At 72.1% G+C, this 16,712-nt stretch carries 19 protein-coding genes and 1 tRNA gene; 11 read left to right on the top strand and 9 right to left on the bottom strand.

The features are described from left to right. Genes AC21LY_RS07285 through AC21LY_RS07275 form a run of 3 tightly spaced genes read right to left on the bottom strand, consistent with a single transcriptional unit; the run spans position 1 to position 2,024 of the window. Positions 1-786: an SCO1664 family protein gene (locus AC21LY_RS07285; protein ID WP_489045733.1), complete on the bottom strand. Its 786-nt coding sequence runs from the start codon at positions 784-786 to the stop codon at positions 1-3. Beyond that, entirely contained in the window at positions 787-1,368 is a 582-nt protein-coding gene (locus AC21LY_RS07280) for a DUF3090 domain-containing protein (protein WP_489045732.1), read from the bottom strand. After that, positions 1,365-2,024 (bottom strand): histidine phosphatase family protein, encoded by a 660-nt coding sequence (locus AC21LY_RS07275; protein WP_489045731.1) that lies wholly within the window; start codon positions 2,022-2,024, stop codon positions 1,365-1,367. The genes AC21LY_RS07280 and AC21LY_RS07275 overlap by 4 nt, the downstream gene beginning before the upstream one ends. Before the next feature lie 255 nt (positions 2,025-2,279). Here AC21LY_RS07275 and AC21LY_RS07270 point away from each other — a divergent pair, with 255 nt between their 5' ends. Continuing rightward, positions 2,280-3,725: a DUF4153 domain-containing protein gene (locus tag AC21LY_RS07270; RefSeq protein WP_489045730.1), complete on the top strand. Its 1,446-nt coding sequence runs from the start codon at positions 2,280-2,282 to the stop codon at positions 3,723-3,725. Between the two features lie 16 nt (positions 3,726-3,741). On the opposite strand, the gene dapA is transcribed toward AC21LY_RS07270, so the two are convergent. Further along, positions 3,742-4,638, bottom strand: coding sequence for a 4-hydroxy-tetrahydrodipicolinate synthase (gene dapA, locus AC21LY_RS07265; RefSeq protein WP_489045729.1), 897 nt, complete (start codon positions 4,636-4,638; stop codon positions 3,742-3,744). 70 nt (positions 4,639-4,708) lie between these two features. Here dapA and AC21LY_RS07260 point away from each other — a divergent pair, with 70 nt between their 5' ends. Beyond that, positions 4,709-5,572, top strand: a complete 864-nt coding sequence (locus AC21LY_RS07260) for a LysR family transcriptional regulator (protein ID WP_489045728.1) — start codon at positions 4,709-4,711, stop codon at positions 5,570-5,572. Here the strand turns inward: AC21LY_RS07260 and AC21LY_RS07255 are convergent. Beyond that, a complete protein-coding gene (locus AC21LY_RS07255; protein ID WP_489045982.1) occupies positions 5,559-6,404 on the bottom strand; it encodes an undecaprenyl-diphosphate phosphatase in 846 nt (281 codons plus the stop codon). The genes AC21LY_RS07260 and AC21LY_RS07255 overlap by 14 nt on opposite strands. A 64-nt stretch (positions 6,405-6,468) precedes the next feature. On the opposite strand from AC21LY_RS07255, the gene AC21LY_RS07250 reads away from it, so the two are divergent. The 3 genes from AC21LY_RS07250 to AC21LY_RS07240 are packed head-to-tail and all read left to right on the top strand — an operon-like array spanning position 6,469 to position 8,842. Further along, a complete protein-coding gene (locus AC21LY_RS07250; protein ID WP_489045727.1) occupies positions 6,469-7,479 on the top strand; it encodes a YncE family protein in 1,011 nt (336 codons plus the stop codon). An 11-nt stretch (positions 7,480-7,490) separates the two neighbouring features. Next, on the top strand, positions 7,491-7,742 hold the full coding sequence (locus AC21LY_RS07245) for a DUF5703 family protein (RefSeq protein ID WP_489045726.1): 252 nt from the start codon (positions 7,491-7,493) through the stop codon (positions 7,740-7,742). Positions 7,743-7,768: 26 nt separating this feature from the next. Next, positions 7,769-8,842 (top strand): quinone-dependent dihydroorotate dehydrogenase, encoded by a 1,074-nt coding sequence (locus tag AC21LY_RS07240; protein ID WP_489045981.1) that lies wholly within the window; start codon positions 7,769-7,771, stop codon positions 8,840-8,842. On the opposite strand, the gene AC21LY_RS07235 is transcribed toward AC21LY_RS07240, so the two are convergent. Both AC21LY_RS07235 and AC21LY_RS07230 read right to left on the bottom strand, forming a co-directional pair. Further along, the gene (locus tag AC21LY_RS07235; RefSeq protein ID WP_489045725.1) at positions 8,839-9,375 is read right to left on the bottom strand and encodes a YbhB/YbcL family Raf kinase inhibitor-like protein; all 537 of its coding nucleotides are present in this window, start codon (positions 9,373-9,375) and stop codon (positions 8,839-8,841) included. The two genes, AC21LY_RS07240 and AC21LY_RS07235, sit on opposite strands and share 4 nt — an antisense overlap. A gap of 34 nt (positions 9,376-9,409) precedes the next feature. After that, complete coding sequence (locus AC21LY_RS07230; protein WP_489045724.1) at positions 9,410-10,732, bottom strand: M20/M25/M40 family metallo-hydrolase; 1,323 nt, start codon at positions 10,730-10,732, stop codon at positions 9,410-9,412. A 120-nt stretch (positions 10,733-10,852) separates the two neighbouring features. On the opposite strand from AC21LY_RS07230, the gene AC21LY_RS07225 reads away from it, so the two are divergent. Beyond that, positions 10,853-10,938, top strand: a tRNA-Leu gene (locus AC21LY_RS07225). A gap of 61 nt (positions 10,939-10,999) precedes the next feature. On the opposite strand, the gene AC21LY_RS07220 is transcribed toward AC21LY_RS07225, so the two are convergent. Beyond that, positions 11,000-11,245, bottom strand: a complete 246-nt coding sequence (locus tag AC21LY_RS07220; protein WP_489045723.1) for a hypothetical protein — start codon at positions 11,243-11,245, stop codon at positions 11,000-11,002. Positions 11,246-11,356: 111 nt separating this feature from the next. Between AC21LY_RS07220 and AC21LY_RS07215 the strand changes: the two genes are divergently transcribed. Next, complete coding sequence (locus AC21LY_RS07215) at positions 11,357-12,337, top strand: DUF4185 domain-containing protein (protein WP_489045722.1); 981 nt, start codon at positions 11,357-11,359, stop codon at positions 12,335-12,337. Between the two features lie 58 nt (positions 12,338-12,395). On the opposite strand, the gene AC21LY_RS07210 is transcribed toward AC21LY_RS07215, so the two are convergent. Then, entirely contained in the window at positions 12,396-12,920 is a 525-nt protein-coding gene (locus AC21LY_RS07210; protein WP_489045721.1) for a gluconokinase, read from the bottom strand. Positions 12,921-12,988: 68 nt separating this feature from the next. Here AC21LY_RS07210 and AC21LY_RS07205 point away from each other — a divergent pair, with 68 nt between their 5' ends. The 4 genes from AC21LY_RS07205 to AC21LY_RS07190 are packed head-to-tail and all read left to right on the top strand — an operon-like array spanning position 12,989 to position 16,712. Beyond that, positions 12,989-13,717, top strand: coding sequence for a hypothetical protein (locus AC21LY_RS07205; RefSeq protein WP_489045720.1), 729 nt, complete (start codon positions 12,989-12,991; stop codon positions 13,715-13,717). A 15-nt stretch (positions 13,718-13,732) separates the two neighbouring features. After that, entirely contained in the window at positions 13,733-15,199 is a 1,467-nt protein-coding gene (locus AC21LY_RS07200) for an SDR family NAD(P)-dependent oxidoreductase (protein ID WP_489045719.1), read from the top strand. A 21-nt stretch (positions 15,200-15,220) separates the two neighbouring features. Next, on the top strand, positions 15,221-16,258 hold the full coding sequence (locus tag AC21LY_RS07195; protein WP_489045718.1) for a nucleoside hydrolase: 1,038 nt from the start codon (positions 15,221-15,223) through the stop codon (positions 16,256-16,258). Continuing rightward, positions 16,245-16,712: a mycothiol transferase gene (locus AC21LY_RS07190; protein ID WP_489045717.1), complete on the top strand. Its 468-nt coding sequence runs from the start codon at positions 16,245-16,247 to the stop codon at positions 16,710-16,712. The genes AC21LY_RS07195 and AC21LY_RS07190 overlap by 14 nt, the downstream gene beginning before the upstream one ends.

The following is a 16,712-nucleotide window of genomic DNA, read 5'->3' as shown; positions in this document are numbered from 1 at the left end:
TCAGAACGGGGGCCAGGGAATGGGTCGGTCCGGGGTGGGCAGCGGCATCGTCCCCAGCTCGACGAGTTCGGCGGCCCGGGCGACGAGCGCCTTCTGCTCCCGCTCGGTGATCAGGCCGGAGAGGTCGGGCGGGGCGGCGCGCAGGTCCTCGACGTCGGCCAGCACGTCGTCGACGGGGCGTCCGGCCCAGCCCCAGAGCACCGTCCGGAGCTTCGGGGCCGAGTGCAGGCAGATGCCGTGGTCGACGCCCTGTACCCGCCCGTCAGGAGCGGCGAGGATGTGGCCGCCCTTGCGGTCCGCGTTGTTGATGAGCACGTCGAGCACGGCGAGGCGGCGCAACCGCGGATCGTCGGCGTGCGCGAGCGCGACCTCCGCGATCCCGTCGGGTGCATCGGCGTCCTCGACGTAGCCCGTCAGGACCTTCAGGTAACCCTCGGGCACCGCGCCGACGGGGAACAGGTCGACGAGGTCGGGCTCCGCCTCCGCGGCGGGCTCGGGTTCGTCGATCCAGCGCTGCACCATGCCCGCTCCGAGCGGGCCGTCGCGCAGCACGGTCTCGGGGATCAGGCCCCAGCCCAGCGCCTCGGAGACGCGGTAGGACGCCACCTCGCGGCCGGCGAGGGTCCCGTCGGGGAAGTCCCAGAGCGGCACCTCGCCGCGGACCGGCTTGTACACGGCGCGCTCCCCCGTCTCGCCGAGGTCGCAGAGCAGCGTGGCGTTCGAGGCGCTGGTGATCCGCCCGAGGATGGTCAGGTCGGCGGTCTCGAGGTCCACCGCGACGGCCACCTACTCGCCCTCGGCGCCGAAGGCGGCGCCGCGCCGGTAGCCGTTGAGCCGAATGCACATATGGCCGTCGGCGTCGAGCGGCTGGCCGCACAGCGGACACGCGGGCCGGCCCGCGCCGAGCACCCGCTCGGAGCGGTTCGCGAACTCGCGCGCCGCCTTCGGGGTCAGGAAGACCCGGACCGCGTCGGGTCCCTCCTCGGCGTCGTCGGCCAGGACCACCGATTCGTCGAGCTCCTGCTCGGTGATGGCCAGCAGCTCGATCACCACGGCCCGGGCCTCGGAGTCCCAACCGAGGCCCATCGTGCCGACGCGGAACTCGGCGTCCACCGGCATCACGAGCGGCTGCAGATCGGTGACGGGCGTGCCCGCGGGCGGCATCTCCATGCCGAAGCGGCGCGCGACCTCGTCGAGCAGGGCGGAGATGCGCTCCGCCAGGACCTCGACCTGCTGCTTCTCCAACAGGACCGAGACGATGCGGGACTGGTGCACGGCCTGCAGGTAGAACGCGCGGTCGCCGGGCTGCCCGACGGTGCCCACGACGAACCGGTCGGGCGTGCGGAAAACGTGGACGGAGCGACTCATGCCTCGCCTCCCACCGTTGCCTCCTTGGCTGGACGTTGCGGCAGCGTGACGCTACCGGACGAGTTGACGCACTGCACGAGCGGGCGGGACGGGCGGTAGGTCACCACCGATACCGAGGCCGGCGCGACGAACAGTCGCTGGAACTGGTCGAGGTGGGTGCCGAGCGCGTCCGCGACGACCGCTTTGATCACGTCGCCGTGGCTGCAGGCCACCCAGACCGCGCCCGGGCCGTACTGCTCGGTGAACCGACGGTCCGCCTCCCGCACCGCGGTGACGGCGCGCGCCTGGACGTCCGCGAGCCCCTCCCCGCCGGGGAAGACGGCCGCCGAGGGCTGCTGCTGCACCGTCGTCCACAGCGGCTCCTGCAGCAGGTCCGCGATCGCGCGGCCGGTCCACGCGCCGTAGTCCACCTCGACGAGCCGGTCGTCGACCTCGGGGACGAGCCCGTGCGCCGCGGCGAGCGGCGCGAGCGTCTGCTCGCAGCGCAGGAGCGGGGAGCGGACGGCGGCCACCAGCTCGACATCGGCGAGCCGGCCCACCAGGTCGGCGGCCTGGGCCCGGCCGGAGTCGTCGAGCGCGACGCCCTCGCTGCGACCCGCGAGCACCCCGGAGGTGTTCGCGGTCGAGCGGCCATGGCGCAGCAGGATCACGGTCATGGCACCGAGTCTATGCGCGGCAGCCACGTACACTTTCGAGAAGTGTTGGCACATCGTCGTGGATGACACGGGGGTGTGTTTCGTCAAGGAGGAGCGATGACACGTCCGCCACTGCCGTCCGCCGCCCCCGGAGGCTGGTCCCCCGGGCCGGACCAGGCCGATCGGCCGTTGCAGGCTCCGATTCCGCCGCTGCGACCGGGCGAGCCGGCACGACTCTACGGGCCGCCGTTACCGCCTCGGTCCGACATTGATCTGTTGTTCAGCGCGTACTGGCCCGACGGCGTCCCGGCCCGGCCGCTGCTGATCGCGATGGCGGTGATCGTGGGCGCGGTCTCGGCGGCGCTGCTGCCCGACCACGCGTTCGCCTCCATCGCCGGGCTGATCGTCGTGAGCGCGGTCGTGCTGGCGCCGCTCGGCTTCGCGAAACGCCGGGGATCGCCGTTCACGTGGCTGGCCGGGGCGCTCGCCGCCGGACTCGCCTCACTCCTCGTCCTGCGGGCGGTCGGCTGGCTCAGTGCCCTGGTGGTATTCGCGGTGATCCCGCTGGTCTTCTCGGCGCTGGTGGGCGCGCGGACGGTGCGCGACATCGCCATGAGCGCGGCACTGTGGCCGCTGTCGCTGTTCCGCTCCGCGCCGTGGGTGTGGCGCACCGTCGGGACCCTGCGCCGGCTGCCGATCGGCTGGCCCGTCCTGCGCACCGTCGTGCTGTGCCTCGCCGCGCTCGTCGTCTTCGGCGCGCTGTTCGCCACGGGCGACGCCGTCTTCGGCTCCTGGGTGCAGGCGCTGCTCCCCCGGTTCGACGGTGCCCGGGTGTTCTGGCGGGTCCTCCTCGCGGCGTTCGTCGCCCTGCTGACCCTGGGCATCGGGTACACGGCGATCAATCCGCCCGGGCCGGTCGCGGGATCCGCGCCCTTCGCGCACCGGCGCGCGCTGCGCCGCTACGAGTGGCTCGCGCCGCTCGGCGTGGTGATCGCGATGTTCGCGGGCTTCGTCGCGGCCCAGGCCACCACGCTGTGGGCGGGGCACGAGTACGTGCAGCGCACCGCGGGCGTGACCTACGCCGAGTCGGTGCACACGGGCTTCGGGCAGTTGACGGTGGCGACGCTGCTCGCGCTGGTCGTCGTGGGCCTGACCTGGTGGGTGGCGCCGCGGGAGACCCGCTCCGACCGGCTCGCCCTGACGGTGTCCCTCGGTGCGCTGTGCGCGCTCGCCCTCGTGGTCGTCGCGTCGGCGCTGTACCGGATGCACGTGTACCAGCAGGCCTACGGCTTCACCGTGCTCCGGCTCGTCGTGGACGCCTTCGAGCTGTGGATGGGGCTCCTGCTCATCCTCACCGCCCTGGCCGTCGCGTTCCGCGCGGTCGCCCTACTGCCCCGGGCCGCGCTGTGCTCGGCGGCGCTCGTGCTGCTCGGTCTCGGCATGATGAACCCCGAGGCCTGGGTGGCCGAGCACAACGTCGCGCGGTTCCGCGACTCCGGCAAGGTGGACGTCGACTACCTGGCCACGCTCGGCCCGGACGCCCGGCCCGCGATCGCGCAGCTGCCGCCGGACCTCGCGCGCTGCGCCGCGGCGCCGGCGCCGCCGGCACCCGCGTCCTGGCTCGACTGGAACCTCGGGCGGCAGCGGGCCGCCGACGTGCACCTGCAGGCCGAGTGGTCGGCGGAGGTGTGCCGCCCCGACCGCGCCGACCCACCCCGCTGATACCCGCGCCGGCCGGCTACGCGGCGACGACCGCGCGCATCAGGTGGGCGGCCGCCGCGACCGCGCTCGGTGACGCAGGGAGCAGGGGCAGGCGCACCGCGGGCGTGGCGATCCGGCCCTGCGCGGCGAGAACGCCCTTGATCACCGTCGGGTTGGGCTCGGTGAACAGGGCAGCGGCGAGGCCGGCGAGCGCGCCGCCGATCACGCGGGCCTCCTCGAGGCGGTGCTCGCGCCACGCGGCCAGGAGCGCCGCGAACTCCCCCGCCGCCACGTTCGCGCTCGCGGAGATCGCGCCGTGCCCGCCGAGCGCGAGCACGGCGCCGACGAACGGATCGTCGCCCGCGAGCACGGAGACGGCGCCGGGCGTCGCGGTGTTGACCGCCGCGAGTAGGCGCACCGTCGTCTCCGTGACACCGCCGGCCGCGTGCTTGAAGCCAGCCACACCGTCGAGCGCCGCGAGGTCGAGCAGGGTGTCGATCGACAACGTCCGGCCCGTGCGCTGCGGGACGTCGTAGACGATGACCGGGACGGGGCTCGCCGCGGCCGCGCGGCGGTAGTGCTCCACGACGCCGGCCTCGGAGGGCCTGGTGTAGTACGGGACCACGACGAGCGCGAAGTCGGCGCGCCGGTCGATGCCGCGCAGCGCCTCGGCCGTGCCGTCGGTCGCGTTCGTCCCGACGCCGACGGTGAGGACGGCGCGGTGCTCGGCGCAGACCCCGCCGATCCGATCGATCACCGCTGCACGCTCGTCGGCGGTGAGCGTCGCGGGCTCGCCGGTGGTGCCGAGCGCGACGAGGCCGTCGGCACCGTCGGCCAGGGTGTCGTGCGCGAGCCGCTCGAGCGAGACGAGGTCGACGGTGCCGTCCGCGGCGAAGGGCGTGACGAGCGGGACGTGGAGGCCGGTGGGCTGCATGGTCTCAGGTTCCGGCACGATGAGCGGAAGGTCCAGCGTGAAAATGCGATGTCGAGCGTAAGCTGAGCTGATGCTCGATGTGCATCGGCTCCGGCTCCTCCGGGAGCTGTCGCTGCGCGGCACCATCGCGGCCGTCGCGCAGGCGCTCGACTACACCCCCTCCGCCGTCTCGCAGCAGCTCACGACCCTCGAGCGCGAGGCCGGGCGGCCGCTCCTCGAACGCACCGGCCGCAGCGTCCGGCTGACCGAGGCGGGGCGGATCCTCGTCGGCCACGCCGACGCCGTCCTCGCCCGCCTGGAACAGGCCCGCGCCGACCTGGACGCCCTCGGCACGGAGGTCACCGGCGAGCTGCGGATCGGCGCCTTCAGCTCCGCCATGCGCACCGTCGTCACCCCGGCGCTGCTGCGGCTCTCGCGCGACCACCCGCTCCTGCGCGTGCGGGTCACCGAGATCGACCCGGCGACGGCGCCGGAGCAACTGCGCTTGCGGCGGCTCGACGTGGCGCTGATCCAGCGCTACGACTGCCTGCCGGCACGGGACGAACCCGGACTCGACACCGAGCCCCTGTTCGACGAGGCCGTGCACCTCGCGACCCGCCGGGACCGGCCGCGCGCGCTCGCCGACTGCGCGGACGAACGATGGATCTCCGGCACCGTCGGCACGATGTGCGACGACGCCACGGTCCGGACCTGTGAGAACACCGGCTTCACGCCCCGCGTGCGGCACCGCACCGACGACTTCGCCGCGGTCCTGGCGCTGGTCGAGGCCGGGCAGGGTGTGGCCGTGATCCCCGACCTCGCCGCGGTCGACGTGCCCGACGCGGTACTCCTCAGGCCGCTGGACGTGGTGCGCCACACCTCGCTGGCCTACCGGCGTGGCGCCGCGCGCGATCCGCTCATCGGGGCCGCGCGGGCGGCACTCAGGTCGAGCTGATCACGCCGCCCCACAGCAGGCCGAGCACCAGGAAGCCGACGACGATGCGGTAGCCGACGAACCAGTTCAGCGAGTGCTTGGCCACGAAGTTCAGCAACCAGGCGATGGCCGCGTAGCCGACGACGAAGGCGATCACCGTCGCGACCAGCAGCTGCGGGCCGGAGGCGTGCAGGCCCGCGCCGGCGGGCGCGAAGGCGTCCGGGAGGCTGAACAGGCCCGACGCGGTGACCGCGGGGATCGCCAGGAGGAAGGACAGGCGTACCGCGGCCTCACGCTTGAGCCCGAGGAACAGGCCCGCGCTGGAGGTGGCGCCCGAGCGGGAGACCCCGGGGATCAGGGCGAGGCACTGCGCCAGGCCCATGAGGATGCCGTCGCGAGCCGTGACCTGCTCGAGCGGCCGCTGCCGGTTCGCGAAGTACTTCGAGCTGACCCACTCCGCCGCGAAGATCACGATCGAGAAGACGATGAGCATCGTGGCCACCAGGTACAGGTTCCGCGCCGCCGTGCGGATCTCGTCCTTGAGGAGGTATCCGAGCACGCCGATCGGAATCGTGCCGATGATCACATACCAGCCGATCCGGTAGTCGACGCCCCGCTCGGCCTTGTCGAACAGGCCCCGGAACCAGGCGATGACGATCCGGTAGATGTCCCGCGCGAAGTAGATCAGCACCGCGAGCTCGGTGCCCAGCTGCGTGACCGCGGTGAACGAGGCCCCCGCGTCGTCGCCGAACCAGAGCTCCGAGACGATCCGCAGATGTCCCGAGGAGGAGACGGGGAGGAACTCCGTCAGCCCTTGCACCAAGCCGAGCACGATCGCCTGCAACCACGTCATGTCCACCCGGGCAGGCTACCGGCCGCGTCGCCGGTCGGCTCGGCGCGGTAGTTTCTTAAAGATCATGACCCGCACCCTGACCTCTCGGATCGCAGCGCTCACCGTCGTCGCCGCCGTCGCCCTCGCCGGCTGTTCGACCACGCCGGCCCGGGAGAACCGCCCGACGATCGTCCCGGCGCAGCCCGCCGTCGCTCCGGAATCCACGGCGCCACCCGTCGGCGCCATCACCCCCGCCGGTGCGGGCGAGGGGCTCGCCTTCGACCCGGAGGGCCGGCGACTGGCCGCGATCACCGACGGTGCCGTGGTGCTGTACGCGGTCGACGGTGGCCTCAGGGAAGTCGGGAAGGTCGCCACGGAGGGCCGCGCCAACCAGGTCGTCGCCAACGCCGGCGGGGGTTTCCTCGTAGCGGTGAAGAACCGGGTTCTCACGGTGGCGAAGGACGGCGCCGAACCGGCGGGAGCGCCGATCGGCATCGACAGCGGCGAGATCCTGTCCGTGGCGCCGTACTCGGGCGGACACGGCGAATACGCGCTGGTCGGCACCTCGGACGGACGGATCGTGAGCTTCGCCGCATCGTCGAAGCCGAAGACGATCACCGGACCCGTCGAGGCGAGCAGGATCCTCGTCCACGGCGCCGACGTGGTGGTCGTCGACCGCCTTCAGGCCTCCGTCGCGGAGGTCGACGTGGCGGCTGGCAAGCTCGGCAAGGGCCTGCGCGTGGGGCGTGGGATCACCAACGCAGCCGTCGACCCGTACGGCCGGCTGTTCGCCGTCGACACCGGGAAGAACCAGGTCATCGGCTACACGATGGCGCCGCTGATGGAGAAGTTCCTGTACCCGGAGCCGGGCTCGCCGTGGGCGGTGAGCTACGACGAGACGGACAAGCTGATGTGGGTCACGCGGACCGCCACGAACGAGGTGGTGGGCTACTCCCTGAACACCGGCATCCCCGAGCAGCGCAAGCTCTTCCCCACCGTCCGCCAGCCGAACGCGATCGCGGTGGATGCGAAGGCCGGGACCGTGTACGTGCAGTCCGCGACGGGCGCCGGTATCCAGGCGATCCCCACCCGGTAGGGCAGGTACGCATGACGACGGACGCAGGGGCACGGGAGGGCGGCGCATTCAGCGACGAGGAGTACGATTTCCTGCCGCTGCGGTTACCGCGGGAGGTCTCCCGGGTGACGGCGGCGATGCGGCTCGCCATCGAGGCCGAGTTCGGCGGGTGGGAGCTGTCCCGCGTGCGGCTGTACACCGACGGTTCGCGGCGGGTCCTGCTGCGCCGCAAACGCACGAGAACGTCCGGCATGCTGCCGCCGGACGCCACGAAGGGGTTGTGAGCACCATGTCGGCGATGTCCCAGGCGATCTACCGGTCGCTTCTGAAGGTCATGTTCCTCGTCTCGCCCGAGCGCATCCACCACCTGGTCTTCGGCCTGATCCGGGGTACGACCGCGGTCCCGCCCGTCCGGGTCGCCATCCGACGGGGCCTCGCGCACCGCGATCCGATCCTGGAGCAGACGGTCTTCGGCGTCCGGTTCCCGGCGCCGGTGGGCCTGGCGGCGGGCTTCGACAAGAACGCTCGCGCCGTCAACGGCTGGGGCGCGTTGGGCTTCGGCTTCGCCGAGATCGGCACCGTGACCGCGCACCCGCAGCCCGGCAATCCGTCGCCGCGCCTGTTCCGGCTGCCCGCCGATCACGCGCTGATCAACCGCATGGGCTTCAACAACCACGGCTCCGGCGCCGCCGCGAACGAGCTCCGTAAACGCGACGCGGGGCCCTCGGCGGTGCCCATCGGCGCGAACATCGGCAAGACCAAGCTCACCCCGCTCGACGGTGCCGCCGAGGACTACCGGACCAGCGCCATGCTGCTCGGCCCGCTCGCCGACTTCATCGTGGTCAACGTCTCCTCCCCGAACACCCCGGGCCTGCGCGATCTGCAGGCCACCGAGTCACTGCGGCCGGTGCTGCAGGCGGTGCTCGACACCGTCACCGTGCCCGTGCTGGTGAAGATCGCGCCGGACCTCGCCGACGAGGACGTCGACGCCGTCGCGGATCTCGCTCTCGAGCTCGGCCTCGCGGGCATCGTCGCGACCAACACCACCATCAGCCGCGCAGGCCTGGCCACGCCGGCCTCCGAGGTCGAGGCGATCGGCGCCGGCGGACTGTCCGGCCGCCCCGTGAAGGCGCGGTCGCTGGAGGTGCTGCGGCGCCTGTCCGCCCGCGTGGGCGACCGGCTGGTGCTCGTCTCGGTCGGCGGCATCGAGGACGTGGACGACGTCTACGCGCGTATCCGCGCCGGCGCCTCGCTGGTGCAGGTCTACACCCAGTTCATCTACGGCGGCCCCGCCTGGACCCGCTCGGTGCACAAGCAGCTGGCGGCGCGGCTGCGGGCCGACGGCTTCACCTCGATCGCGGAAGCCGTCGGCGTGGACCGCTAGTTCTGCGCGTAGGTCGCTGTGATGGAACCGCGGGCGATGGCGGCGCCGAACAGGTTGAAGCCGAGGTACGCGGGCGTCGCGGTGGCCGGCAGGTCGAGCTTCTCGACATTGAGCGCGTGCACCACGAAGATGTACCGGTGCGGGCCGTGCCCCGCGGGCGGTGCGGCGCCCACGTACTGGGGCAGGCTCGCGTCGTTGTTGAGGGTGATCGCGCCCTCCGGGAGCGAGCCGGGGGCACCGTCGCCCGCGCCGGCGGCGAGCGAGGTGACGGACGCGGGGATGTTCGCCACGGCCCAGTGCCAGAAGCCGGACGCGGTGGGCGCGTCGGGGTCGTAGCAGGTGACGGCGTAGGACTTGGTGCCCGCGGGCGCGCCGTTCCAGGACAGCTGCGGCGAGACGTCCTCGCCGCCCGCGCCCATGATGCCGCTGCGATGCGCGACGGGGAGTTCGGCACCGTCGGCGAAGCTCTCGGAGGTGACGGTGAGCGGCGGGAGCGCCGGCAGCCCGGCGTACGGATCGAACGGTGCGGTCATGGGTGAATCCTCTCAGTCGTGTCGGTTTCGCGCTCTACGAGTTCATCAGGAAGTGCTCGAAGACCTTCGTGCCGAACAGCAGCGCCTCCACGGGCACCCGCTCGTCGACGCCGTGGAACAGGGCCGCGAAGTCCAGGTCCTCGGGCAGCTGGAGCGGCGCGAAGCCGAAGCAGCGGATGCCGAGCTTCGCGAAGGCCTTCGCGTCGGTGCCGCCCGAGAGCATGTAGGGGACGGTGCGGCCGTCGGGGTCGAAGGCGAGGATCGCCGCGTTCATGGCGTCCACGAGAGCACCGTCGAACTCGGTCTCATAGGAGTCGAGCTTGGTGATCCACTCCCGCTCGATATCGGGTCCGAGGATCTCGTCGAGCTCGCGCTCGAACGCCGCCTGGCGTCCCGGCAGCACGCGGCAGTCGATGACGGCCTCCGCCGTCTGCGGGATGACGTTGGCCTTGTAGCCGGCCCGCAGCATCGTCGGATTGGCGGTGTCCCGCAGCGTCGCGCCGACGATCCGGGCGAGGCCGCCGATCTTCCCGAGCTGCCCCTCGAGGTCCGGCCCGTCCAGGTCGATGTCGATGGTCGACTCCCGGTCGAGGGCCTGCAGGAAGGCGACCACGCTGTCGGTGAGGACGAGCGGGAACTTGTGCCGGCCGAGCCGGGCGACCGCCTCCGAGAGGAGGGTGACCGCGTTGTCCTCGTGCACGAACGAGCCGTGCCCGGCCCGCGCCTTGGCGGTCAGGCGCATCCAGCACATGCTCTTCTCGGCGGTCTCGACGAGGTAGAGCCGCTTCTTCTCGCCCGCCGGGGTGTCGACCGTCAGGGAGAAGCCACCCACCTCGCCGACCGCCTCGGTGACGCCCTCGAACAGGTCCGGACGGTGCTGGACCAGCCAGTGCGAGCCCCACGTGCCGCCGGCCTCCTCGTCCGCGAGGAAGGCGAAGCGGATGTTCCGGGGCGGGACGGTGCCCGTCGACTTCAGCTGCCGCGCCAGCGCGAGCATGATGCCGCACATGTCCTTCATGTCGACCGCGCCGCGGCCCCAGACGTAACCCTCCTCGACCGCTCCCGAGAAGGGGTGCACGCTCCAATCGGCTGGCTCGGCGGGCACCACGTCGAGGTGCCCGTGCACCAGCAGCGTGCCGCGCTCCGGATCCGCACCCCTGAGCGTGGCGAAGACGTTGCCCCGGCCAGGCTGCCCGGACTCCACGTACTCCGTCTCGTAGCCCACCTCCTCCAGCCGGGACTGCACCCAGCGGGCGCAGTCGGCCTCGCCCCTGGTGGTGTCGAGCTCACCGGTGTTGGAGGTGTCGAAGCGGATGAGGGAGCTCACGGTCTCGACGACCTCATCGAGTGCGTTCACGGGAGTAGCCACACCCTATCAGTACCACGAAGCGCCGACGGCGCAGTGGCGTCCGCGGGTGGTCCGACGTGGCGATTTGGAATCCCGGGGTGCGGTGGATTACGGTAAACGAGCTTCCCAGCGCGGGTGGCGGAATGGCAGACGCGCTAGCTTGAGGTGCTAGTGTCCTACTAATGGACGTGGGGGTTCAAGTCCCCCTCCGCGCACAGAACGAAAACCCCGGCTCCGGCCGGGGTTTTCGTCGTTTCCGGCCAGATGCCATCGGGCTCAGTGCACGGGTTGGGGCGCCAGCTCGATCCGGTGTGAGGCGTCCCACGGCACGTCGTCGTGCAGCGAGGAGAAGCTGTACTCGATCACCTCCTCGCCGCTCGACTCGTCCAGCCGCAGCGCCGACAGTCGTCCCGCCGCCAGCAGCCGGCCCTCCGCGTCGTAGATCCGCGCGTCCCGGTCCGTCACGGCGTCGTAGTCCGCGTGGAAGGCCTCGTACAGTTCGTGTCCGGTGAACGTCTCCATGTCTCCATCCTGCGCCCGCACGGGCCCGCGCACAGCGGATCCGGGCGATCGCGTCCGAGCATCGTCGAAAGTGCGGAGCGCGACGGGGCCCCGTCTGGCACGCTGGCGGACATGCCCCAGTCCGTCCTCCTCAGCAAGCTCCGCGACATCACGCCGGTGACCCGCTTCGGAGTCGGCGGCACCGATCTCGGCATCCCCTGCCGGGTCGGTGACGAGGTGCTCTACCTCTTCGGCGACACCTTCGAGGGCCTCACCATCGGTGCGGGCGAGTGGCGCTCCCCCGTCGGCCTGTTCGGCGATCGCGCGGGCGTGATGACGCGCCCCGCGGGGACCGATCCCACCCGGGCCCGGCAACTGCTCGACTACTCGCACGACACGGGCATGTTCACCACGATCCTGCCCACCACCTGCATCGAGGTCGACGGCTCGCTGTACCTGCACACCATGACGATGCAGAGCCTCGACACCGTGGTGCAGACGGGCCTGTGGCGCAGCGACGACGGTGCCGCCACCTGGCGGGAGGTGGCGCAGTACAACGCCGGCCACGCCGACGGTGCCTGGTGCATGTGGGCGCTGTGCCCGGCGCCGGACGGCTACACGTACAACGTCTCGACCGGTGGGCTCACCCGCGACAAGGGCCTGCGCCTGCACCGGATGCGGACCGAGACCCTGCCGACGCTGCGCAAGGGCGTCAACGTCGAATGGGAGTCGTGGGGCTGGCGGCCGGGTACCGGCTGGGCGTGGGGCAATCCGCCCACCGACCTGGCGCTGGGCCGGGGCTACGGCGAGCTGAGCCTCTCGCTCGTGGCCGGCACCTGGGTGCTCACCTACTTCGATGCCGCGGGGTATCGGATCGCGGCGCGCTTCGCGGACCGGATCGACGGGCTGTGGTCCGACCCGGTGACCCTGTTGCAGGGCTCCTCGTGGCAGGACGAGGATCACGCCGCGGGCCGCGTGGCCCAGCTCTACGGCGGCTACCTCGTCCCCGGGTCGACGCTGGAGTCCGCGCGGCTCGTGGTCTCGCAGTGGAACACCGCGGTCGGGCACCCCTACAAGTCGATGATGTTCAGCGGCGCCCTGCGTCGGCCCTGACGCTCGGGCCGCCCGGCTGCTCGGAACCGACCGGAGTGTTGGAACCGACCCGAGCGCGTCAGGCGATGCCCGGCACCTCCGTGGCCGCGAAATCGGCGAGGGCCTCCGTGATGATCTGCGGGATGTCCCCGGAGACGTTGACGGTGACCCCGAACTCGTCCGGCTCCAGCGGCTCGAGGATCTCCAGTTGCGAGGCGAGCATCCCGGCCTTCATGAAATGCCCGGCGCGGCTCTCCATCCGCTGCTGCAGCAGTTCCTCGTTGCCGGTGAGGAAGACGAAGTAGACGCTGGCGCCCGCGGCGCGGATCCGGTCCCGGTAGACGCGCTTGAGCGCGGAGCACGCGACCACGGTGGGCCGGCCGGCGATCATCTCGTCCCGGAGGTAGGCGCCGATGGTCCCGAGCCAGGGCCACCGGTCCTCGTCCGTCAGCGGCTGGCCGGCGCCCATCTTGGCGCGGTTGGCCTCGCTGTGGAAATCGTCACCGTCGGCGAAGCTCCGGCCCAGGCGGGCGGCCAGTTCGGCCCCCACGGTCGACTTCCCGGAGCCGGACACACCCATCACGCAGATTTGGATAGTGGACACTCGTCGAGTAGATCACGAGGGCGGGGACGCCCGTGTGAGAAGCGGGCAGTCGAAGAGGGGGAAGTCGGATGTGGGTGGCCGCGGTCGTGCTCGCCGTCCTGACGCTCCTCGTCCTCGCCCTGGTCACCGCGGAGCTGCTCGCGCGCCGGGCGCTGCGCGCGAAGCTGGTCGGCCTGTGCACCGGCGTCCTCGGCGCCGTGCCGGCGATCGGGATCGACCACCACCGTCCGGTGCTGCTGCAACTCGCGCAGCACCGCCTCGCGGGCGTGACGCTCGACACCCGCACCGTCGGCGCCGGACCTCACGCCGTCCTGCTCGACGGTCGCGCACAGGGCGTCGAGCAGGTACCCGGCGGGCTGCGGCTGGGCGCCCTCGCCGCGACCGCGACGCTGCGGCTGTCATGGATCCGGCACGTCGTCGACGCGGCGCAGGCCGACGGTGGTCCCGGTGGCGTCACCGTCCACTCGATCACCCTCAAGCCGAAGCGGAAATCCCTGGTCATGACCGTCGGGCTGCCCGTCGCCTTCGGGCTCGGCGTCGACCTGCGCGTGGTCGTCGCGGTCGGCGTGCAGGCAGGCCGCCTGACCTTCCGCGCGACCGACCTGTCGATGCCGGTGAGCATCATCCCGGTACCGATCCCCGTCGCGTGGGCGATCGACTCGTGGGTCAAGGACCTGCGCCCCCGGGTCATCCCGCCCGCCCTCGACGCGCTCACCATCACGGACGTGCGGTGGGAGAAGGAGGCGGTCACGCTGTCCCTCACCGCGGACGAGGCGACGGTGCCGCTCGGCCGATGAGGGACAATCGTCGTCATGCCCCACTCCCCCGCCCCGATCTCCGCGGACGACCTCGCCGCGTTCCACCGCGTGCTCGAGGCCGCCGCGCTCCTCGACGACGGTGATCCACAGTCGGTCGAGGTGCAGCGCGCCGTCGGGCACATGTTCAAGCTGCTCAAGCGCGAGCGCCGCAAGAGCGCCCGCGCGAAGGTCAAGGCCGCCGACCGGGACGTCCTCGAGCGCACCGCGACCGGCAACGCGGAGCGGATCGACGACGAGACCGCGGGGATCCTGCTGACCACGCCCACCGCCGGGGACACCGCGGGCGAGCTGCTGCGCCCCCAGAGCTGCTACATCTGCAAGCAGCCGTACACCCGGATCGACGCCTTCTACCACCAGCTCTGCCCCGAATGCGCCGCCTTCAGCCACGCCAAGCGGGACGCGACGACCGACCTCACCGGCCGGCGCGCGCTGCTCACCGGCGGCCGCGCCAAGATCGGCATGTACATCGCCCTTCGCCTGCTGCGCGACGGTGCCGACCTCACCATCACCACCCGCTTCCCCACGGACGCCGCCCGCCGCTTCGCCGAGCTCGCCGACAGCGCGGAGTGGCTCGACCGGCTGCACATCGTGGGCATCGACCTGCGCGATCCGTCGCAGGTCAGCGCGCTGGCGGATGCCGTCGCCGCTCGCGGGCCGCTGGACATCATCATCAACAACGCGGCGCAGACGGTGCGCCGCTCCCCCGGCGCGTACTCGGCGCTCGTCGACGCCGAAGCCGGCGACGTCCCTCCCGAGCTCGCGGGCCGCATCATCCGGTTCGGGCGGGCCAGCTCCGCGCATCCGGCGGCGCTCACCGAGGCACTCGACGGGCACACCGGCGGCGTCTCGGGCGATCTCGCGGCCCTCGACCCGGCCTCGCTCACGGCGCTCGCGCTGCGCGGCGGCTCGTCGTCGGCCGCGCGGATCGAGGACGGCACCGCCATCGACGCCGGCGGCCTGCTCCCCGATCTCGTGCACACCAATTCCTGGGTGCAGACCGTCGAGGAGGTCGAGCCACTGGAACTGCTCGAGGTCCAGCTGTGCAACTCGGTGGCGCCGTTCATCCTCATCTCCAAGCTGCGGCCGGCGCTGGCCGCCTCGCCCGCACGCCGCAAGTACGTGGTCAACGTCTCCGCCATGGAGGGCCAGTTCGGCCGCGGCTACAAGGGCCCCGGGCATCCGCACACCAACATGGCCAAGGCCGCGCTGAACATGCTCACCCGCACCTCCAGCGCGGAGATGCTCGAGCAGGACGGCATCCTCATGACCGCCGTCGACACCGGCTGGATCACCGACGAGCGGCCGCACCACACCAAGATGCGTCTGGCCGAGGAGGGCTTCCGGGCTCCGCTCGACCTCGTCGACGGTGCCGCCCGCGTCTACGATCCGATCGTGCAGGGCGAGAACGGCGTCGACCTGTACGGCTGCTTCCTCAAGGACTACAAACCGTCGCCGTGGTGACGGGCGGATAGGGTACTCGTCGTGGCGGAAACGAAGGTCCTGTTCGACTGCGACACCGGCGTCGACGACTCCCTGGCCCTGCTGTACCTGCTCAGCAAGCCGGAGGTGAACCTCCTCGGCATCGTCTCGACCGCCGGGAACGTGCCCGCGGCGCAGGTCGTCGAGAACAATCTCGGCTGGCTGGAGCTGCTGGGCCGCGCCGACATCGAGGTCTTCCCCGGCTCCGATGCGCCGCTGTCGACCCCGCTGATGACGACCGAGGAGACGCACGGGCCGTTCGGCGTCGGCTACGCCGAGCTGCCGGCGCCGACCCGCGGACCGTCGGAGATCTCGGGGCCGCAGGCCTGGTCCGATCTGACCCGGGCGCATCCCGGCGAGGTGGTCGCGCTGGTGACGGGGCCGTGCACCAACCTCGCGCTGGCGCTGCGCGACGATCCCGGCATCCTCACCCGGCTGCGCCGCCTCGTGATCATGGGCGGCGTCTTCTGGCATCCCGGCAACACCACGCCGACCACCGAGTGGAACGTCGCCGTCGACCCGGAATCGCTGTGGGAGGTGCTGCGGGCGTACGGCGAGCTCGACGGCACCGGCACCCCGTTGCCGATCCTCTGCCCGCTCGACCTCACCGAGACGATCGAGCTGACCCCGGACCATCTCCTGCGGCTCGCCGACGCCGCCGGCAGCAGCCCGGCGGAGTGCCTCGCCCCGGAGGACGCCGACGGTACGCGGTCGGGCGCGAGCGATCCGGTGGTCCGCGCCGTCTCGGACGCCGTGCGCTTCTACTTCGAGTTCCATCGCGATCACGACCTCGGGTACATCGCGCACATGCACGATCCGTTCGCCGCGGCCGTCGCGCTCGATCCCGGGATCGCGGAGACCCGCGCCTACCCGGTGGATGTCGAGCTGACCGGGTCCCTCACGCGCGGAACCACGATCGCCGACGTGCACGGAGCGTGGAACCGGCCCGACACGGCGCAGATCGCGGTGGCCGCCGATCCGGCGGCGTTCCTCGACGACCTCCTCGACTCGATCGCCGGGCTGGCCCGTGGCCGCGACTGAGCAGCAGATCGCGGCGTTCCTCGACGTCGCCACGGAGACCCTCGACACGATCGACGCCGTCCTCGACGACCTGGACGACGAGACGGTCAATCATGCGACGCCCGGTGGCAACTCGGTGTTCGCGCTCGTCACGCACGTCGGCGGCGCGCTCGGGTACTGGGGCGGTTCGCTCCTGGCCGGCGAGGACATCCCCCGCGACCGTTCCGCCGAGTTCGTCGCGACCGGCACCGTCGACGATGCCCGGGCGATCACCCTGCGCCTGCGCACCGACCTGCCGCGCTGGGCCGCGGTGGCAGCGATCGGGATCCGCAACCCCGCAGCCACCGGGACCACGCGGCGCGATGCCGCCGAGGCCACCCCCGAATGGGTGCTCACCCACATGCTGCGCGAGTTGACCCAGCACACCGGGCACATGGAGATCTGCCGCGACGTGGTGGTCGGTCCGGCACACTGA

The organism is Tsukamurella sp. II2bb (genome assembly GCF_057815145.1).
The sequence above is the reverse complement of the archived record's forward strand: the minus strand, read 5'-3'. Positions and strand labels throughout refer to the sequence as shown.